This window comes from Halalkalibacillus halophilus DSM 18494 (assembly GCF_000423105.1).
Lineage (GTDB): Bacteria > Bacillota > Bacilli > Bacillales > Alkalibacillaceae > Halalkalibacillus > Halalkalibacillus halophilus.
Window position 1 is genome coordinate 44,426 of record NZ_AUHI01000005.1, and the last position, 22,409, is coordinate 66,834.

Sequence of the window (22,409 nt, forward strand, 5' to 3'; positions counted from 1 at the left end):
CACTGGACCTTTGTTTATTTTTTATTAACTATCAACTTACGATTCTTCGCGGTAATACCTTAGCACTGGTTTTCTTGCAGCCTGCGTCTCGTCCATACGCCCTACTACTGTGCTATGAGGTGCCTCTTGTACTATTTCTGGATCATCTTTTGCTTCCTCAGAAATTTGAATCATCGCGTCAATAAATTCATCTAATGTTTCTTTTGATTCTGTTTCAGTTGGCTCTACCATTAACGCTTCTTCCACATTAATCGGGAAGTAAATAGTTGGTGGGTGATAGCCAAAGTCAAGTAATCGTTTTGCGATATCTAATGTGCGAACGCCCATTTTCTTCTGATTTTTTCCTGATAGTACAAACTCATGCTTACAGTGTTGTGTAAACGGTAAATGGAATTCTTCTTGTAATCTACGCATCATATAATTCGCATTCACAACAGCATTTTCACTTACTTGTTTTAATCCATCTGGACCCATCGAACGGATATAAGTGTAGGCGCGAACATTAATTCCAAAGTTCCCATAATATGGTTTGATTCTACCAATAGAGGATGGTCGATCACTATCAAAATAAAATCCATCTTGATTCTTAGAAATCAATGGTTTTGGTAAGAATTTAGCTAACTCTTCTGTTACCCCAACTGGTCCGGAACCTGGACCACCACCACCATGAGGGCCGGTGAATGTCTTATGAAGGTTTAAGTGAACAACATCAAAGCCCATATCTCCCGGTCGTGTATAACCCATAATCGCATTCAGGTTAGCTCCATCATAATACAAGCGTCCACCTGCCTCATGAATAATACTTGCCATTTCTAAGATGTGCTCTTCGAATAAACCTAAAGTATTTGGATTCGTTAACATGAGAGCCGCTGTATTCTCATCCACCACACGTCTTAGGTCATCTAAGTCTACTAACCCTTCATTATTTGATTTGACTGTCACAGCTTCAAATCCTGCAACTGTAGCAGATGCTGGGTTAGTACCGTGCGCTGAATCTGGAACAATTACTTTTGTACGGTGATGATCCCCATTCGCTTCATGTAACGCACGAATCATCATTAATCCCGTCCATTCTCCTTGTGCTCCAGCTGCAGATTGAAGAGTCACTGCATCCATACCAGTGATTTCACATAGTGATTCTTGTAAGTCATACATTAAACCTAAAGCACCCTGGATCGATGAAACTTGTTGATAAGGGTGAACCATACTGAACCCTGGATAGCGAGCTACGTCTTCATTGACTTTTGGATTATATTTCATTGTACAAGAGCCAAGTGGATAAAAACCTGAGTCTACACCGTGGTTTCTAGTAGACAAAGCAGTATAATGACGCATAATTTGAAGCTCACTCACTTCGGGAAGATCCGCTTGTTCTGTACGAATATAATCTGACGCAAATTCCGCGTCCAGATCCACATCAGGTACATCTAGATCAGGAAGTTGATACCCTTTTCTACCCTCTTGACTTAACTCAAAAATTACCGGAAAATCTGTTTGTTTAGCCATTAATCGCACCTACTTCCTGTACAAAGTTATCAATTTCTTCTTTGGAGCGAATCTCTGTTACAGCAACAAGCATATGATTGTTCAGTTTTTCGTTAAACTGTCCAAGATCATAACCCCCAATGAAACCTTTTGATAATAAAGATTCATTTATAGAAGATACACTCTGCTTCGTCTTAACAACAAATTCATTAAAGAATTTATTGCTATATACTGTTTCGAATCCTGCTTTTTCAAATGCTTGCTTTGCATATCGCGCTTTTTTCATATTTAGCTCAGCCATTTCTGTAAGCCCTTGTTTTCCAAGGGTTGTTAATGCAACAGATGTAGCTAAAGCATTTAATGCCTGGTTTGAACAAATGTTAGAAGTAGCTTTGTCACGTCTAATATGTTGTTCTCTAGCTTGTAAAGTTAACACAAAACCTCTATGGCCATTCTCATCAACTGTTTGACCAACTAGCCGTCCTGGTACTTTACGCATTAGTTTCTTCGTCGTAGCAAAATAACCACAGTGTGGACCACCGAATTGTGCTGGTATGCCAAATACTTGCGTATCACCTACAACAATATCCGCACCAAATTCCCCAGGTGGTGTTAAATATCCTAAAGAAAGGGGATTACTAGAAACAATCATCATCGTTTTCTTTTGGTCCTCAAGTATAGTCTCTACTTCCTTTAATGGTTCTACTTGGCCAAAGAAGTTAGGGTACTGCATAACAACACTCGCAGTATCTTCGTCTAACTCAGACTGAAGCTGTTGTAAGTCTGTTAATCCATCTTCGTGATCAATCTCCACGATGTTTAAGTTGAAACCTCTAGCGTAGGTGTAGATCACTTCTAATGATTCTGGGTGAATTGCTTTTGAGACAAGGATTTTTTTACGTTTCGTTTGACCTGCACTCAAATTAACTGCTTCTGCTAAAGCAGTTCCACCATCATACATGGAGGAATTTGCTACCTCCATCCCTGTAATTTCACAAATCATTGTTTGGAATTCAAAGATCGCTTGTAATTCACCCTGAGAAATTTCAGGTTGATAAGGAGTGTACGCAGTGTAAAATTCTGAGCGAGAAATCACATGATCAACGAGTGAAGGTATGTAATGGTGATAAACACCAGCACCCAAGAAAGATGTATGTGATTGAAGATTACTATTTTGACCTGCAAGAGCTGATAACTCTTTAGTTAATTCATACTCAGACTTTGCAGGCTTAATATTTAAGTCGCCTTTAAAACGAACTTTTTCTGGTATATCCTGAAAAAGTTCATCTGAATGCTCAACTCCGATAGTTTTAAGCATTTCTTTTTGATCAGAATCAGTCATGGGAATATATCGATGTTGCATGAAGCTCACTCCTTTAAGATTTTTTATAAAATGGTCGTTCAATCACTTTTGCTTCCAATTGCTTTTTTCTCACCTGTACAGTTAGTGTTTCACCAACATTTGTGTATGCTGTATCAACAATTGCAAGTCCTAGGTTCTTACCTAATGACGGCGATTGTGTACCTGAAGTAATAAACCCTACTACCTCACCATTTTTTAAAACTTCATAACCATTTCGTGGAATTCCTTTATCAACCATTTCAAGACCAATCAACTTTCTAGAAGGTCCCTCTTCTTTTTGTTGCTTTAATACTTCTTTACCAATGAATTCAACATCTTTTTTAACTTTAACAGCAAAATTCAGCCCAGCTTCAATCGGGGTAATGTTTTTTGTGAGCTCTTGTCCATAAAGTGCTAAATTTGCTTCAAATCTCAAAGTATCTCTAGCACCTAAACCAACAGGAAGTAATCCATCATTTTTTCCTGTTTCTAAAATCGCTTGCCATAAATCACTACCGGAGTTTTTATTCAAATAAATTTCAAAACCATCTTCTCCTGTATATCCTGTACGTGAAACGAGAGCTGGGTTTTCGATTCCATCAAAGACAACTCTTTCTTTAAAGCGGAAAAATTTAATTTTAGAAAGATCATCATCTGTGAGTTTTTGTAGTATTTTTTCTGCTTTTGGACCTTGCAGAGCTAATTGAACAAGATCATTAGAGATATTGGTTAATGTAACCTCTCCCTCCACATGTTCTTGAAGCCAATCAAAATCTTTCTGGGTATTTGCAGCATTTACAACTAGCAGAAAATGATCTTCTTTCAATTTGTATACAAGAAAGTCATCAACAGTGCCACCATCTTCATAACACATAGCAGTGTATTGAGCTTGTCCTACCTTCACCTTACTAAGATCATTCGTAATCATTTTTTGTAAGTACGCTTCACTGTCTGAACCTTTGACATCAATTTCACCCATATGGGAAACATCAAATAATCCAGCGCTTTCTCTTGTAGCATGATGTTCTTCTTTAATACTTGAAAATTGAACAGGTAAATCCCATCCACCGAAATCGACGGTTTTTGCTCCTAGTTTTTCATATTCCGGAAATAAAGGGGTGCGTTTCACTTCAGTCATTTTTTCGCCTCCTAATTTTAAGCATAAAAAAGAGAATACCAAATAATCTTTTGGAATTCTCTGTCCTGACACCTGAAAGTTTCACAATAAATATTGCTTTCATCTTTGGTGGCCCGCTAAAATACTGAGCTCTCTCCAGAGGTGCGTCCTACAAGAGTCTTTTTGCCTGAGAGATTCATACATGAAGTATTTGCTCCGTCGGCGCCAGCTAGTGGTCTCTCCCCTTGTGTTCATTCGCCTTATAGTATTCAAATTTATGTACATAATAAAGCTATAATCTATACGACATTATAGCACAATTTCCTATCTTGTGTAAGCGTCCCCATAGTTAAATTTGGAAGGAGAGAAACATCTGAATGAGAGTAAAATCCAATTATTTGATGGAACAGATTGATCAAGCGAGAGAAATAAATTGTTCATGGGATATATTTTCTATGGCTTATAGATTGAAGAAAGATAGTTTGTCTAATGTGGGCGAGTTGGCTGCTCTTAAATACTTGCCTGATTTAAAGCTATTGCCGCACCAACTTGAAGCTGTAGAAAAAATTGTTTTTCAAATGCATGGAAGAGCTATTTTAGCTGATGAAGTTGGTCTTGGTAAAACGATTGAGGCTGCTGTTGCATTAAAAGAATGGATGATGAAAGGAGTTGTTAAAAAGGTTTTGATTTTAGTTCCCGCTTCTTTAGTCCAACAGTGGGTGGCAGAACTAAATGAGAAATTTTTAATTCCTGCAAAGGCGAAACACAAATCTTATCCATGGGAAAGCTATGATATTGTTGTAACATCTATTGATTTAGCAAAGAAAGACCCTCATAAGACAGACTTACTTAAACAAGACTATGACTTACTAATTGTGGACGAAGCACATCGACTAAAGAACGATAAAACAATTAGCTATCAATTAGTTAAAGAACTTAAGAGCACCTATTGTTTATTACTAACTGCCACGCCTATTCAAAATAAAATTGAAGAGATTTATAACTTAATGCAAATAGTAAGACCAGGCTTACTCGGTGATCAAATAGAGTTTAAGAAAATGGTACAAAAAGAATCTTATGACTCAATCAAAACTCTCCTCTACCAGTCAATGGTTCGCCATCGAAAGAAAGATATACAAGGGACAAATGCGAATAGAAGCATTGAATCAATATCTGTTCATTTTAACGATGCTGAAATGTGTATCTATCGCGAACTAGAAGGTGCCGATTTCTCACACCCATTCACACAGACTACTTTACTTCGTGAATTTTGTTCTAGTAGAGAAGCTTGTTATGTATCATTAAAGAAATTAAATGAAACTAATTGTGAGGAGATAAGCAACTCCATTGCAAACCTACCTGATCACTCTAAAGCACTTAAAGCTATCGAACTGATCAAACAGCTTAATCAAAAAGTTATCTTATTTACTGAATATAAATCTACTCAATTATATTTACAGTGGTTGTGTCAACAACACAATTTAATAGCAGTTCCTTATAACGGCAAATTTAAGAAAAGCAAAAAAAGTTGGATGATTGAATGTTTTAGAAATAAAGGCGATGTCCTAATAGCAACAGACGCACTTGCTGAAGGGTTAAATCTGCAATTCTGTCACAATATGATACATTATGATTTACCTTGGAATCCAATGAAACTGGAACAAAGGATTGGAAGAATAGATCGATACGGACAAAAAGAAAACGTATCCATATTTTATTTGTACATGGAAGATACAATCGATACTCGCATAATGAATATTTTATATAAAAAATTAGATGCCTTCAGAAACGTCATGGGCGAAATTGATCAAATTTTAAGTTCGTACGGCATTTCAAATACGGAAAAAGAACTCACTGATATAATAGCGGAATCGAAATCTGATGAGGAAGCAGAAGTTAAAATAAATAACTTATTGTCTATTGTTGAACTTGAACAAAAGAGGGGGTATATTCATGAATCAAGTTAATTTACATTCATTCCTGATTGATTTTTTCACAACTAGAAATGCAACCTTAGAAGAACATAATGATCATTTTATAAAAATAAGATTGACCAAAGAATTAGATATTCAATTAATGAATCGTCCGTTCTACTGGCAATATCGGGAAGCAATGAATATACCTGGTGAGCCTCTTACTCTCTCCCTTATCACTAACAAAGAATATAATGCTTCAGAAGGTCAATTTGTGCATATCGGGTCAAAAATAATACAAGACATTTTTCGTATTATTCAACAGGAGGGTAGAAATACAATATTATATGAAAAAATTCATACAGATGAAGTGCATTCCCCATTACTTCCTTGGTATGTACTAAATATTCACGCTCAACTTCAAGGTTGGCAGCAAAAAGAGATTACTTTTAGTATTGGAATCTTATTAACCACTGGTTCCATGCGATTTGAAATGATGGAAGCAATCGATTCTTTGAGATTGCAACAAGAATTAAATAATTATGTATATACTGTTCCGTCGATCATTTCAAAAGAACGTGCTAAGAATTGGATTATTACAGAGTTAGAACAACGAATCATAAACGGACATGAACTCTATAGCAAAGAGTCTTTGAAACTCTATGAAAATGAAATGCAGTTATCTAATCGACTTCATCAATCTGATCAACAAACAGATACCACTTATCAGCATGTAACCAAACAAATAGAAGAACGACTATACCCGTCAGCAAATTTGAATCTTATTAACAATGGATTAATATACCTTAGTAAATCTACTACTCGAAAAATTCTTTCTGTATAAATTTTTATCGTTATTAAGTAAATTAATAAGGCAATTAAGATCAATTTGTACAAAAAAACGCACAAGAATAAATTACTGTAAAAATCCTTATTTTTGAAGGGATTGACTAGATGATTCAGATAGATTATAACTGATAATAGTTGATCACTTTCTCTGTAACCTCTTCTGCAGACAGGTTATCCGTCTCTACAACGAAAGACGCAACTTCTTCATATAACAATTCCCTCTTTTGAAAAAGCGCTAACTGTTCCTTACCAGATCTTTTCCATAAAGGTCTAGAATCATCATAACGCAAGCGTGTCTTAATTGTTGCAAAACTGCATTTCAAAAAGCAAACCTGATCAAATGTGGTTAAGATCTCTTTATTCTCAGATCTTTCAACTATTCCACCACCAGTCGATATGACAGATTTTGAATCACTCAAGTCCTTTAACAATTGTGTCTCTAACCCTCTAAAATATGCTTCCCCATGAATACGAAAAATCTCACTTATTGTTTTCTTTTCTTGTTTCTCAATTAATAAATCCATATCAACAAATGGCATATGAAGATCATTCGCCACTAATTCACCAATTACCGACTTTCCGGAACCCATAAAACCTACAATTACTATATTCTTCATAAATGTTCCCACTTTCTATTAGGAGGTTTACTATGAACAAGATGGAACAAGATTCGTTCTCTACATTAACAGAGGCGTTAAAAAGAGATGCTACAGACATTCATTTTTCCCCTGGAGAAAAAGATGTTTCCATCCATTTCAGAGTAGACGGTTATCGCTTGCTATATCGAAAAATATCAATCCAAGCATACCATAAACTACTCAGCTACTATAAATTTTCATCTGGCATGGATATTGCAGAACAACGCATCCCACAAGATGGTACACAACCGTTTGTGTGGAATTCCACATACTACGATTTAAGACTCTCTACACTACCGCTTCCATATAGTGAAAGTTTGGTAATAAGACTGCTTCCACGTACAGCAGCTCCCGATTTAAACCAATTATTCTTATTTCCTGACCAAGCTGATCAATTACTCAACTGGATTCAAAAACCAGCAGGTATAATTTTATTTACCGGTTCAACCGGATGTGGCAAGTCCACTACTATGTATGCACTGATGAGAGAAGCTACTAAAAAATTCGGTTTACAAACTATATCACTTGAAGATCCGGTTGAACAATCTGTTGAACACATATTACAAGTGCAAGTAAATGAAAAAGCTGGTTTTGATTACGACATAGGGTTAAAAGCTGCTTTACGTCATGATCCGGACATTATTATGGTCGGTGAAATAAGAGATCATCACACTGCAAAATTTGCCTTTCGTGCTGCTCTAACCGGTCACTTAGTACTCTCAACTGTTCATGCAAAAAATGCTTATGGCACATTAGACCGTCTAAAGGAAATGGGTTTGTCTACTGTCGACCTTCAACAATCCATAATAGGAATAGCTTCTCAACAACTAGTAACTCTGTTGCCTTCTGAAAAACAAAAGAGACTAAAAGGGAGAGCGGCAGTTTGCGAAACCCTGACTGATGATTACCTTAACCGGGCATTACATGGCTTACCAATTAATCAAGCTAAAAATTTTACAAGTTTTGATCAATTAAGAAAAAAAGCTCATGCGCTAGGTTATATCCATGCAGAACTTTAAGAAGAAACTTACATTAAAAAAACAAATTGATTTTCTAGACAGACTAGGAAAGTTGCTAGATCAAAATTTTTCCTTCAAAAGAGCACTGGAACTAATGACACACGATCCTGAATTTTATGAGCTAGCTGAGCGATTTGTAATTCATTTAAAACAAGGAAAATCTATTGAAAGTTGTTTTAGAGACAATCAGTTTCACTCGATCGTTGTCGCTTTTCTTTTTGTATCAAAACAATCAGGTAATTTCAGTGAGCATATTGTAAATTGTACTCGCGCCTTACAAATGAAACACAACTTAGTTAAAAAATTAAATGAAGTCCTTCGTTATCCGATGATTTTACTCTTTTTTAGTATCATTATTTTCTTCTCTATTAGTACTTTCCTTATCCCCTTATACCACAATAGCTATAGCAATCTCGGAAATGACCAATCTGTCTTTTGGTTCCAACTTATAATATACATTATTCAGTATGGGATTTTGGGGTTAGGTATTTTGTTTGCAATCACCTTCATTTCTCTATACTTCCTATTAAAAAATATAGATATAGAGGGACGGATTGAATTATTAAATAAAATCCCAATTTACAACCGCTTCTTAAGACTCACTACCACGTCACACTTTTCCTATCATTTAGCTGCTCTTTTAAGCAACGGGCGAACTATTAAAGACTCATTAGACATAATTAGATCTCAAAGTGACCTCCCCATATTGAAACATTATGCAGAAATCATACTAGAGTATTTAAGCAAAGGTCAGCCAATAACTCAAGGTTTTGCTCCCCTAGTCTTAATTGAAGGTGAAATGAAAATACTTGTGTTAAGAAGTGTAGAACAAGGAACTTTACGTAAGGATTTAAACGCTTATGCCTTATTAGTTACGGAATCATTAGAAGGCCAAACGAAGAAAATGATTCTATTTGTTCAACCTCTTATCTATTGCTTATTAGGAATTATTATCATAACAATTTATGTACTAACGCTCTTTCCCATGTTTCAAATGATAAACAACTTATAAAAAGGTGGAATAATAAATGAAGTTAAATGAAAGAGGATTCACTCTAATCGAAATGTTAATAGTTTTGCTCATCATCTCTGTTTTGCTCCTTATAACTATTCCTAATGTCATTAAACATAATTCAGTTGTAGATGAAAAAGGATGCGATGCATATATTGAACTTGTTCAATCCCAAGTACAAATGTACAAGCTAGATCATAATGAATATCCAGAATCTATTTCCAATCTTTCTGAAGAAGGTTACATTAAAAACACTTCTTGTCCTGACAACCGAGAGTTAACACTTAATAACGAAGGATTAGTTGAAGTTGGTTCTTAATTATTGGCAGAAGGATCGTGGATTTACCTTAATCGAATTATTAATTGTTTTATCGATTTTGATCATCGTAACACTATCAACGATTCAATTCTTTCAATGGAATATTACAGAAAGAAAGACCCAGCTATTTTTTCATCAATTTAATCAAGATGTATTTTTCATACAACAGCATACTATGCTGGAACAAAAGCGTTTGACATTGTATTTTGTCCCTAATGAAAACCGGTATCGAATTTATGAAAATACATTACAGCCTCCAATTATTGATCGTTCCTTTCAAGATGTGAAATTTAGGACTGCCTCCATTGAACACTCCATTCGTTTTAATGCTACTGGAACTGTTGTTCAGCCGCACAGCTTTCATGTTGAGATTGGAAACACTCAATATAAAATAACGTTCCCTTTCGGAAAGGGTAGGTATTATGTATCTGAAGTCTAAACAAGGATTTTTTCTTCATGACACTTTATTGGCATTGAGTTGCCTTCTTACGTTGGGGATTTTTATCCTCCCTGTTGTTCAAAAAATTTATAATGATAACTACGATATGCAGTTGCAGCTTGACGCTTATGTATTCTTACAAGAACAAATGGAGGTATTAATCGATTATTCACACTCGAACCAAATACACTCTTTACCTAGCCCCTACGATCTCACAGTTGATTATTTTGATCAAAAGTGGTTTATATGTATCACCTGGCTCCCTTCAAATACCGTAGAAAAGAGAATTTGTCGTTATGTCCATCCTTCTGACTAACCAAAAAGGTTTTACCTTATTAAATGCTCTCCTCTCTCTATCCATTATCATCCTGATTACGCCATTTCTAACGATAAGTATTCAAACCATTACAACAATCGAACCAAGTACTTATCAGTCAAAACTTGAATACCATCAGGTTGGTTTTCACATGTCATTTGAACTGTATAAAGCAAAAGAGGTAATACTAAATGGCGATAGTATTACCTTTATTAGATACAATAATGATCGTATTACTTATGAAAAATATAATAACCTTCTTCGTAGAAGAGTAAATAGCAGTGGACATGAAGTGATTGCTTATGGAGTGGAGTATTTTAAAGTAGCAAGGACCGCTGAACAATGGCTAGAATTTAGATTAGAGTTTGAGGATGGTGAGGCCTTTGCAATCCAGCTTCCGTATAATAACTAAAATATATAAAAATCAACATGGAATGGTATTTCCATACGTCTTATTTATATTAATTGTAGTTAGTGCCATCACCCTGTTAAAAGTACAAGATACGGTGTACTTAAAAGAACAAATAGAAGTTACTGAAACACTCAATGTGATCAGCAATTTAAAAATGACGGCACTTTATGACCTCAAAAGGGCATTTGAGGATAGTGAACACAACTCTGAACAAGACACAGTCACTTATCATTATCAAACCGGCACGGTGACTTTAGTTTATTCATTAGAATCTCCGGAACTATTAAATATTCATATGACTATTCATGTGGAAAAAAATAAATATGAGTATCTAACTTTTTTAGAAGTATAAAACAGTATTATTTGGTTCATAATAGTTATGTAATTTGGGTTATAGCCAAGCGGTAAGGCAACGGGTTTTGGTCTCGTCATGCCCAGGTTCGAATCCTGGTAACCCAATTTTTTAGTTGATTTTTGTCCTACGCATGAAATATACTTTAAGTACATAAAATGTTCATTTACATTATGTATCCCATCGTATATAATAATTTTTGACAAGTTCCTGCACAAAGGAGGAAATCACATGGGTCGTATGTTTCGTGTCATTGCATTTTGGACAGCAATCTTTTCAGTCATGTTTTACGTAGGTGAAATGTATCAAATGTCCTTATTATTCTTAGCACAAACGATCTTTTTCTTTGGAATTGGTTACTTAAACCTATCAGAGCGTCTTTATATGTATATTTTTGGAGCGTATTTAACTGTATTTATGGTAGGCTTTACGTACTATGTAACATTCCTATTAGAACCATCATTTGCACACTAGAAATCAAGAAACAAGCTTTTATATTTAACTCTTTAGAAGTGTTTAAATATAAAATCAAAGAGGTTGTTCCAATAAGGAACAACCTCTTTTTGTAGTTAAACTAAGAATGGATTGTTAACTTCTTTTTGAACACTTGTTTTAGGACCATGACCAGGGTAAACTTGTGTATCTTCTGGTAAATTCATTATTTTTGTTTTAATACTACTAATTAATGTGTGATGATCACCAAAAGGAAGATCTGTACGACCAATACCTCCTTGGAACAAAGTATCCCCTGCAATTAAAGTCGAATTATTTTCAAAGAAGAAGCTAATACTACCAGGTGAATGACCCGGTGTATACAATACTTCAAAAGAAAATTGGCCAATACTTGTCTTTCCTTCCTGAATATAATGGTCTGCCCCCACTGACGTCTTCACTTCACCTACTTGAAACTTTTTTGAACCATTTAACTCAGGTGTCGTAAGCCAATCTGCTTCTTCAGCGTGTATATATACAGGAACGTTGAAATGACCTCTTACTTGATCCACCCCACCGATATGGTCAAAGTGTGCATGTGTTAATAAAATTGCTTCCACTTGAAAGGATCTTTCTTCTATAAACCGTATTACCTCACTTGCTTCACCACCAGGATCAACTATTATTACCGCCCCATTCTCTTCTATTAAATAGCAATTGGTACCTAATAAACCTAAAGGATAAGTATAAATGTTCACAAAACGTTCCACCTTTTCTTTTTATTTTTAATGAAATGACTCGACATTGTTACGTTTTTTTTATAAAATATAGAAGAAATCATTATGCTTAATAATAAATCAATACTGTAATCATATCAAAGAGTGATTTTTTGATTCAAGGAGGAATACACAAAATGGTAGTCGGAGAGTTTATATTCGCAGTATTAATGCTTTTAGTTGCTATTCTAAGTGCAATTGCGATTCCTAGAGAATTAAAAAAGCGCAATTTCTTTTCTTTAGGGTTTGCTGGTTTATCATTGGTTTTATTCGGATGGTTTTCTATTGCTACAATAATAAGCCAATTTGGTAACCTTATGGGCTAAATCAAAAGTGCGAGATACATATTATTTCATTCTCGTACTAAACAGAAGAGCAGTTAACATGTTAAATGTTAACTGCTCTTTTTTATTTCTTCCAAAGTTAATAATTGCATTTGGTTATTATAAAAATAGCGATACATTATTAATGAAATTATTATTGCGCTTAAAGAAACGGTTGAAAAGATACTAATAGAAATCACTAATTGATATTTAATAGCCACAATTGGTGATACACCACCTAAAATTAAACCAGTCATCATACCAGGTAACTGAACTAGTCCTATGGTTTTTAGCTGATCAATATTCGGTATAAGCGCAGCATTCAATGTTTTTCTTACAGTAATATGAGAAGCTTGGCTAGGTGTTGCTCCTAGTGATAAAGCAGCCAATATCTTCCCCCTACTTTGTTCAAACTCAGATTTCATCCGTTCTAACACAAGCCCCATAGCAACCATACTGTTACCTATTACCATTCCACTCATGGGGATCACTTCTTCAGGGGTGAATGAGATCATTCCAAATCCTAGCCACATAGCTAAAACAATTAGTTCAATTGTAATTAAACCGAGCAAAATGGATATAAAAACGTGGGGCAACTCTTTTCCTTTTTTACGGGCGTGAAAAGTTGCAACCGTAATCATTACAGATAACATCAGGGGTATACCAACTATTGGCTCTAACTCAAATAAATACGTTAATATAATACCTATTAAAAATAACTGTGCAGTTCCCCTCACCGTTGACCAAATAATATCCTTTTTTAAGCCTAATTGATAATAATAAGCAATAGTGAAAGGAATCATTACAAATACAATTAATAAAAATAATGAATAAGTGGGTATATCTCTTTCCATAATTGCCTCCTAAATCGAATTACTTTGAAGGAATTGCTTTAATTCCTCCGTTTCGGGGTCACTCAATAATTTTTCCATTTGGCCATGCTCCTTAATTTTACCTTCCTCCATATAAATTCCGGTTGTACCTAGTCTTTTTGCCTGTTGCATACTATGTGTTACAAGCACTAAGGATACATGTTCCTCTTCGACTAAACGTTGGAGATCATGCTCAATAAGCTCAATATTTTGTTCATCAAGTGAACTGGTGGGCTCATCTAATAATAACACCTCTGGATTATTAGCTAATGTTCGAGCAAGCGACACACGTTGTCTCTGGCCACCTGATAACTCTGTAACATCTTTGTTTAGATATTCTTTAGACAAGTTAACATACCCTAACAACTTTTCCCCTTGATTAGGGCTCCACTCATCGAATAATGATGGTCCGAATTTTAAATTATCTTCTACCGTTCCTGGAAAAAGATGTGGCTCCTGTAGAACTAGTCCCACTTCTTTTCTTAGTGTTGGTATCGAATACGTGTTTAACTCTTTATCCTTATAATAAATAACCCCTGCGTCCGGGTCTTCCATACGATTAAATAAATGCAGTAAAGTGGATTTACCCGCTCCAGAGGGTCCAAAAATAACAAGTCGTTCTTTTTCTTTCATTGTAAAAGAGACATTACTTACCACCCGTTTGTTAATTTGACTCAATTCAAATAAATGGTTACTCACCTATTTTCCTCCTAAATCTCAATAGAAATTGAACCCACCCCTTAGAATAAGAGTGGGTTCAATTTCTATACATTTTCCATTTTCTAATCTTGGACAACTTCTCCATCTTCAAAGTCATAAAAGCGGAATAAGTCGCCATATATTATTTCATCTGAATAATTTAATTCTTGCTCTGCTTGTTCAACAAGCTCGTTACAGCTTGATTCATCAGTCAATTCACCGGTACTGTCATCATAACAGTTTCCACCAGAGTATATATAGTCTTCGCCAACGAACCTACCATCACGAAGAGCTACAAACGGCTTTCGTTCTTCCGCAAAAAGACCATTTCCAAACACAATATCATTTTCATTTTCAATATCCATCATATTAAGGATCGTAGGTTTGAAGTCAATTTGACCCGATATTCTTGATAATGTCCCAGAACCTTCATGACCAGGTATATGAACAATCATAGGAACTCGTTGTAGTTTCACTTCTTCATAAGGCGTAATCTCCTTGCCTAAGAAGTTCCCCATTGATTCATTATGGTAAGAACTAATTCCATAGTGATCACCCATTAAAATAATAATGGAATCTTCGTATAAACCTTCTTCTTTTAATCGATCAAAAAATCCTTCTACAGCTTCATCTGTATACTTTACTGTTTGAAAGTATTGATTTAGCGTAACGGAACTAGAATCATACTGGTCGATTGTTGCTTCTTCCTGTGGCATTTCAAACGGAAAATGATTGGTTAATGTAATCAATTTAGAATAAAAAGGCTCTTCTGCATCTTTTAACATATCCACAGATTGATCAAAGAATTTTTTGTCATTCAATCCCCAACCAATTTCATCTGTTTCATCAAAGTCATACGATTCAATATCATAAAACTCATCATATCCTAATGTTTCATACATAACATTCCTATTCCAAAAGCTACCATTGTTAGCATGCAAGGCATAAGAATTATAATCTCGATTTTCCTTTAAAATTTCTGGTAGAGCATTGAACTCGTTTTGAGCATGAGTGAAAAACACTGCACTATTAGGCAATGGATATAGACCATTGTCTAATAGAAACTCATGGTCAGAAGTTTTACCAAGTAAAGTTTGATGATAGAAATTCTCAAAATAGTAACTATCTTCTATCAAGTCATTTAAAAATGGGGTTATCTCTTCGCCATTTAGTTCTTCATCAATTACAAATGACTGAACAGATTCCAGAGCAACATAAATAATATTTTTATCTTCTGCAACTCCTGTTAAATCAATTGCTTCCTCACGTTCTCTTACGTTTTCATCTACATATTCATCAATTTCATCCATTTCTGATCCATCAGCAAACAAACGTTTTGATTGCGTGGAGGCAGTTATGATTGCATCATAAGCATGGAAAGTGAATAAACCAACATTTTTAACTAAATACTCTCGGTCAAATCCGCGTTTAAATAACATCGGTCTTTCTATTTCAGCTAATGTGATATTAATCATTATAGCTGCAAAAGAAATAACAATTATTCTTCTTCTAAACATACTAGAAAAGGTTTCAACTCTGAACCAATTCATTTTTGTAAAGGCAATAACTAAAATGACGTCTAATAGCAATAATAGATCTGAGAAGTAGATTAAAGAACCTACACTAGATCCAAGATCACCCGCATTATTAAATTGAAATAAAGTTGGTACAGTCACAAAGTCTGTAAAATTACGATAATACATTAGATTCGCTAATACAATTGTGGATAAAACCACAGAAGTAATTATTATAAATCTTTTTTGGCTTTTTGGTTTAAGCCAAACCGCTATGAAGAAAATCAACATACTTACAGCAATAGCGTTTATGAACAAGATGATCTCTTGGAATGACGTTTCCATTGATAATCCGAAATAAAAGCGATAAACAACGTATGTTTTAATTCCTACTAAGAGAGCGGCAATGATAAATAGAGGAATTCTCTTTAGAAAACTCATTTCCCCGCTTCCTTTCCATCTAAAACTAAATATAATTATACACGTATATATGACGAGATATTATATAAAAAGTTTCAAAAATAAGTACATCTTTTCTATTCCCGAATTTTATTCTTCGCAAACTTAATCTTTCTAATTCCTTTTTTCTGACCTTAGAATTAGCATGCCACTTTGAAATTGCTGATTAGATATTAAATTATTTTTGTACAATTCTCTTATTTCATCTTCCATTAGCTCAAGATCTATTTGTCTGTCCCCAACATAAATAATGGTTCCAAACTGTTTTAGAAGTCTTTGGACATCATAAAAATTATTCATTGGCAGCTCCTTTATTGTGATAATTCTTCATATAAACTTTTAAATTGCTCGTTTTGAGGTCTTTGTTCGTGAGCAATTTCTGCATGTTTACGGGCATCACTATGATTATTTCTATCATATAAAACAGCTAAATTATAATGCGCCTCTGGAAAGTCATAATGTAGCTCAATTGCTCGTTGAAAATCCGTTTCAGCACGTTCCGTTGATCCTTTTTGCATATAGGCAATCGCTCGATAAAAATAAGTATAATGATGATCCGTATTATTCTCTATGAACCTGTCTGTCACATCAATTGCTTGTGTATATTGTTCCTGATCTATATAATACTGAACAATCATCGCTAATTCCTCTGGGTTTTCTGTGGACTTAACATTCATTAACCCATAGGAACCCATTCCAATGATCAGCCCGACTACCAGTATGCTTGCTGTAAATTGCTTTAATTTTTCTTGTTTCTTTGGCAAGTGTAATACTTGAGCTGCTAAGAAGCCCCCAAGTAGTCCTCCAAGGTGTGCACCGTTATCAATTTGAGGGATCGTGAAACCAAATGCAATATTAATTGCTACGATAATTAACAAACTACTTCCCATTGTTTTAAAAAACAGCTCTTTATAATGAAGACCAAAAAACAGTAAAGCCCCAAACAAACCAAAAATCGCACCAGATGCCCCTGCTGCCACTGCATTGTTGGTTGCAAAACTAGCTACTCCTCCGAAGATACCAGCAGTAAAATAGATCCCTAAAAAGCGTTTAGAACCGTAAATTCGTTCGTTCACCTCACCCAAGAAAAACAGCGCCAGCATATTCATGAATAAATGGAAGACTCCAATGTGTAAGAACATAGATGATCCTATTCTCCACCATTCTCCACTGGCAATAGCTGGATTAAATTTTGCCCCCCATTCAATCAAATGCATACTATCTGTACTACTTCCTTCTGACTCTAAAAGGAAGAAAACCAGTAGATTAACTAAAATTAATGTATACGTCCATTTCACTTTTCCATATTGAAAAACTTCTTTAAACTGTTGATCTTTTCTCCTGTATTCAGACTCAATCTTTTGATGTAAATACATGGATTGTTGTTCCTGTTCTGGAATGGAAGGAACTTGAGTAAATCGGATGTCAATTGTATCATCTACCGATTGAGATAAACGTTGCAATTCTTCATCTATATTCTCACTGGTTACATAATATAAACTTGAGGTTTTTGTTCCGCTTTCGTTAATGTTTCTTGTTTCTTGAAGTCGTTGCCAGTTGTCAACTGGGGCGAAGTCGGATACAAAGACAAGGTGATAATCTGTTTTCCTACCGCGAAATTGTCTAACTTGCTCCATAAGAAACTTAATTTGTCTGTTCATATGCTTCTCTAGATGATTCGACCAATCAAATGATTGATGCTGAATAAAAATCACTTTATTTCTTCTCTTCTCATATTTCTCTAAGACAATTCCTTCTCCGGACTTTGTAATATATCTTATTTCAAATCCTGCTTGTTCGATTAAATAATTCGTAAGCTTATAGAATTTATATTTTTCAGTTATAAACAAGGGATCCTCTCCTTATAACTAAATCAAAAGCGAGTCATCTAATTTGTAATTGTAATTGCAATTTGGTTTTGACTCATCTCTGATGTTAATACATATGTTCCTAACTGAATACTTCTACTAAAATCATTATCTTGTAAAAATTCATTAAATGAATCAGCAGATTCGATAATTTGTTCATTTTCCAGTTCAGAAGCAATATCTGAAGAGCTCATTCCGGAGACGATCTCTAATGTATATATAGTTGATTCCCCTTCTTGCACGTCATCACTTTGATCAGAACTACTCGTTTCTGCTTCTGCTTCTTCCCTTAATGATTCCATATCACTTACTAACTCATTATATTCTTCAACTGGTAGCACTTCATAATCCTCTGCTTCAAGGAAATTTATAGCACCTTCTACGTCATACACACTTTCTTCTGTAGTAGAAGAGCTATTTTCATTCGTTGGAACAGAAGAATCCTCTTCCTTAACTTCAGCTTCTATGTAATATACTGTTCCTATGACTCCAACAGTAATTAAAATCCCAAGAGAGAAAGCCATCATTAAATGTCTCATTGAATCACACTCCTATTCATATGCAAAGCTTCTAACCAAATGAATGGTTATTTTCTTGTTGTTGAATAATGATCTTGACATCACTTTCTGCTAAACCTGTTTTCTCTTCTATTTCACTCACATTAAAACCTTCTTTATTAAGTTGCTTTACCTTCTGTACGATGTTAGGTTCCCCGTAACGTTTAGATTTATCAGTCTTTGACTTTTCAACAGGCTTACGTGATAACTGATCATATTGAAGAGAATCAGATAATAATTCTTCTTCAATGATTCTGAGTTTATTTTTCATCATATAAACCTCTTGAGCGTGATTAACATTCATTTGCTCAACGTCTTTTTCTAATTCAGATAAACGGTTATGCATGAAAAATGACATAATTAATAATAATAGACCTACTGAAAATAATATAATTAGTGCTTCTAGCATGATTTCACTCCTTTTAACTGCTAAAAATTAGTTTATCATTTAAAAGACATAATAGAAATGTTTCTAAATATTTCTTTTTCCGATTTCGTAGTATTTAATGGTAAATAAAATAAAGCACCTTGAACTATATTCGTATATTTGGTATGATGGTTAAGTCAAAAATGAAAGATAGAAAGAAATGGAGGGATTCCTAATGCGTGTACAAATTACGTTAGCATGCACTGAAACTGGTGATCGTAACTATATTAGTTCTAAAAACAAACGTACAAACCCTGATCGTCTTGAACTTAAAAAATATTCTCCTAGATTAGGAAAGCATACGTTACACCGTGAAACGAAATAAACAGTAGGTACTCGCCTGCTGTTTTTTTTATATCTTAATGTAGTAGCTAAACCTATTAATCACCGCAAAACAATTACTTAAAATATCCTCCGAGATAGGAGTTATTCTAGATGTATAAAAGTTCATTTCGTATACTTGGAAAAAGGCTCTTAAAGAATATACCAAGAAATGACAAAAGCCACGCTGTTCGTTCCATTGAAGACTCGTTATTTCAGTCTCCGAGTTGGAAAAGCGCAAAAACTATTGCCATAACAATCCCAAGAGAATTTGAAATACCTAACGAAACAATCATTGAACAAGCATGGCGTGAGTCTAAAAGAATAGTCATTCCAAAATGTTACCCTAAAGACGATCACGCGATGTCATTTTATACGTATTCTAATAAAAATGAATTAGAAAATGTTTATCTAGACTTATACGAACCGAAAGAAATTAAATCTAATTTTGTTGAAAAAGAGTATATTGATCTAATTATCGTTCCAGGTTTGTTGTATGATTCTAATGGATTCCGTATCGGATACGGCGGGGGATATTATGATCGATATTTAAGTGGTTTCAATGGCTCGACAATATCTATAGCTATGGAAGAACAAATCCTACCAAGCATACCTCATGACCACTTTGATATCCCTGTTCACTCCATTATTACTAACCAAAGAATCATCCATACTTTAAGTGTTGAATAATATCACACGTATAAAAAAGCCCTCATTCATTTGAAGTTTTCACTAAAACTAATCAAATGATGGAGGGCAATTTAAATGGTACTTTTCAATTTACAAATTCAGTAATTACTCTTCTTGCTCTTCTAACTCTTCAGCTTCTTCTCCTCTTTGTTCCTTCAAGTCAAAGTAAGCATCGAGAGCTCTCCTGCCGATTTTTAAGTTAGCTGAATACTGCGTTTCATTCATATCTCTAACGATTCCTGTTTTTGGTACAATAATCGCAAAAGAAACTTCTGGTTCATCATGTGGAGCATAACCCACTAAGGATAAGTTTTCCACATCCGTTCGACTACCATCATCATGATAAATGTATTCTTGGGCTGTTCCTGTTTTCCCAGCTGGGCTATATTCCGCATCATCAAATTCACTATAACCTGTTCCATTTGTTTCTTGGAAAGCCTGTCTGAACCCTTCTCTGACACGATCAAGATATTGATCTTCCATCCCAATCTTGTTTAGAGCTTTAGGCTCCCTTACTTCATATACTGGGCCTAACCCTTCCGCACTAATCGGATCATGAATTTGTTTTACAATACGCGGTTCCATTCGGTAGCCACCGTTTGCAATTGTAGAAGCATACTGGGCTAGTTGTAGTGTGGTATAAGTTTCATGCTGTCCAATCGCTAGGTCCATCATAATACCACCTATATCCTCCCTACCTTCAACACTTCCACGAAAACCGGTAGATTCACTCGGAAAATCTACTCCAGTCTCCACTCCAAAACCAAACTGTTTAAAATAATTGACCATATCATAATAACCACTGGCACCGACATTTACATTTTCTCCTTCTTGATAGTCAAATTCCCCTCCCATTCGTAAGGCAGTCAAAAACATATAAACATTGGAAGATAGTTTTAATGCTTCAATATCATTTACATTTCCTAAATTTCGGTAGGAACTTTTTTCCGCGGTACCTGCGATGTTTATAGGGCGATCATTAATAACTTCTCCAGGTGAGATAACACCTGAGTCTATACCAGCTAATATTGTTGCGCCTTTCACCGTTGAACCTGGCATAAACGCATGTGATAAAACACGGTTAGAGTTATCTATAAATTCACCATCTTCCCTGTTATATGTCTGTCCGGACATCGCTAGTATTTCGCCGGTATTAGGATCCATCATAACGGCCATCGCGTCATCCATATGTTGGTTTCTTTGTGGATAAGCATTAATTGCATTTTCTAATTCCTCTTGAACGATTTGATCTAATTGCTTCTGTAATTGAATATCAACGGAAAGCACAAGGTCTTTACCTCGTTCTCCTTGTCGAATAAGCTCACTATTAATTACCCTTCCACTTGAATCAGTTTCATGTCTTCTAACTTCTTTATGACCACTTAAGTAGTTTTCATATTGCTCTTCTAACCCACTTCGTCCAACCCGATCATTTCTGCTGTAATTTCTAGATAAGAAATAATCAAGTCTTTGACGTGGTAAACCTTCTTCTGCAGAAGTTATTCTACCAATAAAATTACTAAATGTGCCATCTTGCGTATCTACTCTTTCCCAATCTGTTGTTACATTAATTCCTGGAAGTCTTGTTAAATTCTCAGCAATGATTGCATACTCTTCTTGCGAGATTTCATCGCGTTTTATAATATGAGGTGTCAGCTCATATGCTTGGTCCAATTCTCTTTTTACAGCTATAACTTCTAATTCCTCATCGGTTATACTATTTAAATCATCCTCTGAAATATGCTCAAGCATAGAATAGTACTGCTCTTGGTCATTTCCAGTTAACTCTTCATCAGTTAATCGACTAGCTGCTTCTTCAGTATTTTGCATAATCCAATAATCTTCAATATTTCTTTGCGTTACGCTTTCTGGATCAATATCTATATAGTTAACTAAAGTCTCAGCTAATTCTAAATTATCATCAGGTTGGACATTTTTTCGAGGTGTATATGTAATAGCAAACGTTGCATTATTATCAACTAACATCTCACCATTTCGGTCAAAGAAGCGTCCTCTTGGTACAGGTGTTTGAGATGTTACATTTTCTGTACGGTCAATTTCTTCTTGTGCATCTTGCCCATATAAAATTTGCACCACACCAAGTTGCAATATCAATAATGAAAACAGCAAAAATATTGCAAAGAATAATAAATTTAATCTTAAAGGTAGATGTGATTTCTGTTTCTTAATAGCCATTAAGTTCCCCTGCCTTTTCCTCTTTTCATTATAGCATCTTTTTAAAGTGGAAATAAGAGGGG

25 protein-coding genes, 1 tRNA gene and 2 riboswitches are annotated in these 22,409 nt (G+C 34.9%); of the genes, 13 read left to right on the forward strand and 13 right to left on the reverse strand.

The genetic code is table 11. The annotated features are described in order from the left end of the window. Positions 1-36: 36 nt before the first annotated feature. The 3 genes from gcvPB to gcvT are packed head-to-tail and all read right to left on the reverse strand — an operon-like array spanning position 37 to position 3,965. Positions 37-1,506: an aminomethyl-transferring glycine dehydrogenase subunit GcvPB gene (gene gcvPB, locus G532_RS0102745; RefSeq protein WP_027963421.1), complete on the reverse strand. Its 1,470-nt coding sequence runs from the start codon at positions 1,504-1,506 to the stop codon at positions 37-39. Then, on the reverse strand, positions 1,499-2,848 hold the full coding sequence (gene gcvPA / locus G532_RS0102750) for an aminomethyl-transferring glycine dehydrogenase subunit GcvPA (protein WP_027963422.1): 1,350 nt from the start codon (positions 2,846-2,848) through the stop codon (positions 1,499-1,501). The genes gcvPB and gcvPA overlap by 8 nt, the downstream gene beginning before the upstream one ends. 13 nt (positions 2,849-2,861) lie before the next feature. After that, on the reverse strand, positions 2,862-3,965 hold the full coding sequence (gene gcvT / locus G532_RS0102755; RefSeq protein ID WP_027963423.1) for a glycine cleavage system aminomethyltransferase GcvT: 1,104 nt from the start codon (positions 3,963-3,965) through the stop codon (positions 2,862-2,864). Between the two features lie 58 nt (positions 3,966-4,023). Next, a riboswitch (glycine riboswitch) is annotated at positions 4,024-4,106 on the reverse strand. A 3-nt stretch (positions 4,107-4,109) separates the two neighbouring features. Continuing rightward, a riboswitch (glycine riboswitch) is annotated at positions 4,110-4,199 on the reverse strand. Positions 4,200-4,321: 122 nt separating this feature from the next. Between gcvT and G532_RS0102760 the strand changes: the two genes are divergently transcribed. Both G532_RS0102760 and G532_RS0102765 read left to right on the forward strand, forming a co-directional pair. Next, a complete protein-coding gene (locus G532_RS0102760) occupies positions 4,322-5,911 on the forward strand; it encodes a DEAD/DEAH box helicase (protein ID WP_027963424.1) in 1,590 nt (529 codons plus the stop codon). After that, complete coding sequence (locus tag G532_RS0102765; protein ID WP_027963425.1) at positions 5,898-6,701, forward strand: YqhG family protein; 804 nt, start codon at positions 5,898-5,900, stop codon at positions 6,699-6,701. Before G532_RS0102760 ends, G532_RS0102765 begins: the two co-directional genes overlap by 14 nt. 124 nt (positions 6,702-6,825) lie before the next feature. Here G532_RS0102765 and G532_RS0102770 read toward each other — a convergent pair whose 3' ends face one another. Next, complete coding sequence (locus tag G532_RS0102770; protein ID WP_027963426.1) at positions 6,826-7,323, reverse strand: shikimate kinase; 498 nt, start codon at positions 7,321-7,323, stop codon at positions 6,826-6,828. Between the two features lie 32 nt (positions 7,324-7,355). On the opposite strand from G532_RS0102770, the gene comGA reads away from it, so the two are divergent. The 8 genes from comGA to G532_RS0102815 all read left to right on the forward strand — a co-directional run bounded on the left by comGA (position 7,356) and on the right by G532_RS0102815 (position 11,687). Beyond that, positions 7,356-8,363, forward strand: coding sequence for a competence type IV pilus ATPase ComGA (comGA, locus tag G532_RS0102775; RefSeq protein WP_027963427.1), 1,008 nt, complete (start codon positions 7,356-7,358; stop codon positions 8,361-8,363). Then, positions 8,350-9,375, forward strand: coding sequence for a type II secretion system F family protein (locus tag G532_RS0102780; RefSeq protein ID WP_027963428.1), 1,026 nt, complete (start codon positions 8,350-8,352; stop codon positions 9,373-9,375). Before comGA ends, G532_RS0102780 begins: the two co-directional genes overlap by 14 nt. A gap of 16 nt (positions 9,376-9,391) precedes the next feature. Continuing rightward, complete coding sequence (gene comGC, locus G532_RS0102785) at positions 9,392-9,694, forward strand: competence type IV pilus major pilin ComGC (RefSeq protein WP_027963429.1); 303 nt, start codon at positions 9,392-9,394, stop codon at positions 9,692-9,694. Further along, positions 9,684-10,133: a competence type IV pilus minor pilin ComGD gene (comGD, locus tag G532_RS0102790; RefSeq protein WP_027963430.1), complete on the forward strand. Its 450-nt coding sequence runs from the start codon at positions 9,684-9,686 to the stop codon at positions 10,131-10,133. Before comGC ends, comGD begins: the two co-directional genes overlap by 11 nt. Positions 10,134-10,429: 296 nt before the next feature. Then, complete coding sequence (locus G532_RS0102800) at positions 10,430-10,861, forward strand: ComGF family competence protein (protein ID WP_027963432.1); 432 nt, start codon at positions 10,430-10,432, stop codon at positions 10,859-10,861. Next, positions 10,833-11,213 carry a hypothetical protein gene (locus G532_RS0102805; RefSeq protein ID WP_027963433.1) on the forward strand — a complete coding sequence of 127 codons (381 nt, stop codon included), beginning with the start codon at positions 10,833-10,835 and terminating at the stop codon, positions 11,211-11,213. Before G532_RS0102800 ends, G532_RS0102805 begins: the two co-directional genes overlap by 29 nt. A 35-nt stretch (positions 11,214-11,248) precedes the next feature. Beyond that, positions 11,249-11,320, forward strand: a tRNA-Gln gene (locus tag G532_RS0102810). A 124-nt stretch (positions 11,321-11,444) separates the two neighbouring features. Beyond that, positions 11,445-11,687 carry a DUF2626 family protein gene (locus G532_RS0102815; RefSeq protein WP_027963434.1) on the forward strand — a complete coding sequence of 81 codons (243 nt, stop codon included), beginning with the start codon at positions 11,445-11,447 and terminating at the stop codon, positions 11,685-11,687. A gap of 95 nt (positions 11,688-11,782) precedes the next feature. Here the strand turns inward: G532_RS0102815 and G532_RS0102820 are convergent, their stop codons facing one another. Beyond that, the gene (locus tag G532_RS0102820; protein ID WP_027963435.1) at positions 11,783-12,403 is read right to left on the reverse strand and encodes an MBL fold metallo-hydrolase; all 621 of its coding nucleotides are present in this window, start codon (positions 12,401-12,403) and stop codon (positions 11,783-11,785) included. A gap of 155 nt (positions 12,404-12,558) precedes the next feature. Here G532_RS0102820 and G532_RS0102825 point away from each other — a divergent pair, with 155 nt between their 5' ends. Beyond that, complete coding sequence (locus G532_RS0102825; protein WP_027963436.1) at positions 12,559-12,747, forward strand: DUF2759 domain-containing protein; 189 nt, start codon at positions 12,559-12,561, stop codon at positions 12,745-12,747. Positions 12,748-12,815: 68 nt separating this feature from the next. On the opposite strand, the gene G532_RS0102830 is transcribed toward G532_RS0102825, so the two are convergent. The 7 genes from G532_RS0102830 to G532_RS15575 all read right to left on the reverse strand — a co-directional run bounded on the left by G532_RS0102830 (position 12,816) and on the right by G532_RS15575 (position 19,122). Beyond that, a complete protein-coding gene (locus G532_RS0102830; RefSeq protein WP_027963437.1) occupies positions 12,816-13,598 on the reverse strand; it encodes an ABC transporter permease in 783 nt (260 codons plus the stop codon). A 9-nt stretch (positions 13,599-13,607) separates the two neighbouring features. Beyond that, positions 13,608-14,315 (reverse strand): ATP-binding cassette domain-containing protein, encoded by a 708-nt coding sequence (locus tag G532_RS14625; RefSeq protein ID WP_035512453.1) that lies wholly within the window; start codon positions 14,313-14,315, stop codon positions 13,608-13,610. Positions 14,316-14,398: 83 nt separating this feature from the next. Continuing rightward, the gene (locus G532_RS0102840; protein WP_027963438.1) at positions 14,399-16,270 is read right to left on the reverse strand and encodes an LTA synthase family protein; all 1,872 of its coding nucleotides are present in this window, start codon (positions 16,268-16,270) and stop codon (positions 14,399-14,401) included. Between the two features lie 132 nt (positions 16,271-16,402). Then, positions 16,403-16,588 carry a YqgQ family protein gene (locus G532_RS0102845; protein ID WP_027963439.1) on the reverse strand — a complete coding sequence of 62 codons (186 nt, stop codon included), beginning with the start codon at positions 16,586-16,588 and terminating at the stop codon, positions 16,403-16,405. An 11-nt stretch (positions 16,589-16,599) separates the two neighbouring features. Then, positions 16,600-18,138, reverse strand: coding sequence for a rhomboid family protein (locus G532_RS0102850; RefSeq protein ID WP_027963440.1), 1,539 nt, complete (start codon positions 18,136-18,138; stop codon positions 16,600-16,602). Between the two features lie 38 nt (positions 18,139-18,176). Then, positions 18,177-18,695 carry a hypothetical protein gene (locus tag G532_RS14630; protein ID WP_035512455.1) on the reverse strand — a complete coding sequence of 173 codons (519 nt, stop codon included), beginning with the start codon at positions 18,693-18,695 and terminating at the stop codon, positions 18,177-18,179. Positions 18,696-18,726: 31 nt separating this feature from the next. Further along, the gene (locus G532_RS15575) at positions 18,727-19,122 is read right to left on the reverse strand and encodes a hypothetical protein (protein WP_051189030.1); all 396 of its coding nucleotides are present in this window, start codon (positions 19,120-19,122) and stop codon (positions 18,727-18,729) included. Positions 19,123-19,315: 193 nt separating this feature from the next. Here G532_RS15575 and rpmG point away from each other — a divergent pair, with 193 nt between their 5' ends. Both rpmG and G532_RS0102870 read left to right on the forward strand, forming a co-directional pair. Next, positions 19,316-19,465 (forward strand): 50S ribosomal protein L33, encoded by a 150-nt coding sequence (gene rpmG / locus G532_RS0102865; RefSeq protein WP_027963441.1) that lies wholly within the window; start codon positions 19,316-19,318, stop codon positions 19,463-19,465. 110 nt (positions 19,466-19,575) lie between these two features. Further along, entirely contained in the window at positions 19,576-20,151 is a 576-nt protein-coding gene (locus G532_RS0102870) for a 5-formyltetrahydrofolate cyclo-ligase (RefSeq protein WP_027963442.1), read from the forward strand. Positions 20,152-20,256: 105 nt separating this feature from the next. Here G532_RS0102870 and G532_RS0102875 read toward each other — a convergent pair whose 3' ends face one another. Further along, positions 20,257-22,347, reverse strand: a complete 2,091-nt coding sequence (locus G532_RS0102875) for a peptidoglycan D,D-transpeptidase FtsI family protein (RefSeq protein ID WP_027963443.1) — start codon at positions 22,345-22,347, stop codon at positions 20,257-20,259. Between the last annotated feature and the right edge of the window lie 62 nt (positions 22,348-22,409).

Excerpts from the sequence above, each read along its gene's own strand:
- gcvPB (WP_027963421.1), bottom strand. The coding sequence starts at position 1,506 with ATGGCTAAACAAACAGATTTTCCGGTAATTTTTGAGTTAAGTCAAGAG.
- gcvPA (WP_027963422.1), bottom strand. The coding sequence starts at position 2,848 with ATGCAACATCGATATATTCCCATGACTGATTCTGATCAAAAAGAAATG.
- gcvT (WP_027963423.1), bottom strand. The coding sequence starts at position 3,965 with ATGACTGAAGTGAAACGCACCCCTTTATTTCCGGAATATGAAAAACTA.
- G532_RS0102760 (WP_027963424.1), top strand. The coding sequence starts at position 4,322 with ATGAGAGTAAAATCCAATTATTTGATGGAACAGATTGATCAAGCGAGA.
- G532_RS0102765 (WP_027963425.1), top strand. The coding sequence starts at position 5,898 with ATGAATCAAGTTAATTTACATTCATTCCTGATTGATTTTTTCACAACT.
- G532_RS0102770 (WP_027963426.1), bottom strand. The coding sequence starts at position 7,323 with ATGAAGAATATAGTAATTGTAGGTTTTATGGGTTCCGGAAAGTCGGTA.
- comGA (WP_027963427.1), top strand. The coding sequence starts at position 7,356 with ATGAACAAGATGGAACAAGATTCGTTCTCTACATTAACAGAGGCGTTA.
- G532_RS0102780 (WP_027963428.1), top strand. The coding sequence starts at position 8,350 with ATGCAGAACTTTAAGAAGAAACTTACATTAAAAAAACAAATTGATTTT.
- comGC (WP_027963429.1), top strand. The coding sequence starts at position 9,392 with ATGAAGTTAAATGAAAGAGGATTCACTCTAATCGAAATGTTAATAGTT.
- G532_RS0102800 (WP_027963432.1), top strand. The coding sequence starts at position 10,430 with ATGTCCATCCTTCTGACTAACCAAAAAGGTTTTACCTTATTAAATGCT.
- G532_RS0102815 (WP_027963434.1), top strand. The coding sequence starts at position 11,445 with ATGGGTCGTATGTTTCGTGTCATTGCATTTTGGACAGCAATCTTTTCA.
- G532_RS0102825 (WP_027963436.1), top strand. The coding sequence starts at position 12,559 with ATGGTAGTCGGAGAGTTTATATTCGCAGTATTAATGCTTTTAGTTGCT.
- G532_RS0102830 (WP_027963437.1), bottom strand. The coding sequence starts at position 13,598 with ATGGAAAGAGATATACCCACTTATTCATTATTTTTATTAATTGTATTT.
- G532_RS0102840 (WP_027963438.1), bottom strand. The coding sequence starts at position 16,270 with ATGAGTTTTCTAAAGAGAATTCCTCTATTTATCATTGCCGCTCTCTTA.
- G532_RS0102845 (WP_027963439.1), bottom strand. The coding sequence starts at position 16,588 with ATGAATAATTTTTATGATGTCCAAAGACTTCTAAAACAGTTTGGAACC.
- G532_RS14630 (WP_035512455.1), bottom strand. The coding sequence starts at position 18,695 with ATGAGACATTTAATGATGGCTTTCTCTCTTGGGATTTTAATTACTGTT.
- G532_RS15575 (WP_051189030.1), bottom strand. The coding sequence starts at position 19,122 with ATGCTAGAAGCACTAATTATATTATTTTCAGTAGGTCTATTATTATTA.
- rpmG (WP_027963441.1), top strand. The coding sequence starts at position 19,316 with ATGCGTGTACAAATTACGTTAGCATGCACTGAAACTGGTGATCGTAAC.
- G532_RS0102870 (WP_027963442.1), top strand. The coding sequence starts at position 19,576 with ATGTATAAAAGTTCATTTCGTATACTTGGAAAAAGGCTCTTAAAGAAT.
- G532_RS0102875 (WP_027963443.1), bottom strand. The coding sequence starts at position 22,347 with ATGGCTATTAAGAAACAGAAATCACATCTACCTTTAAGATTAAATTTA.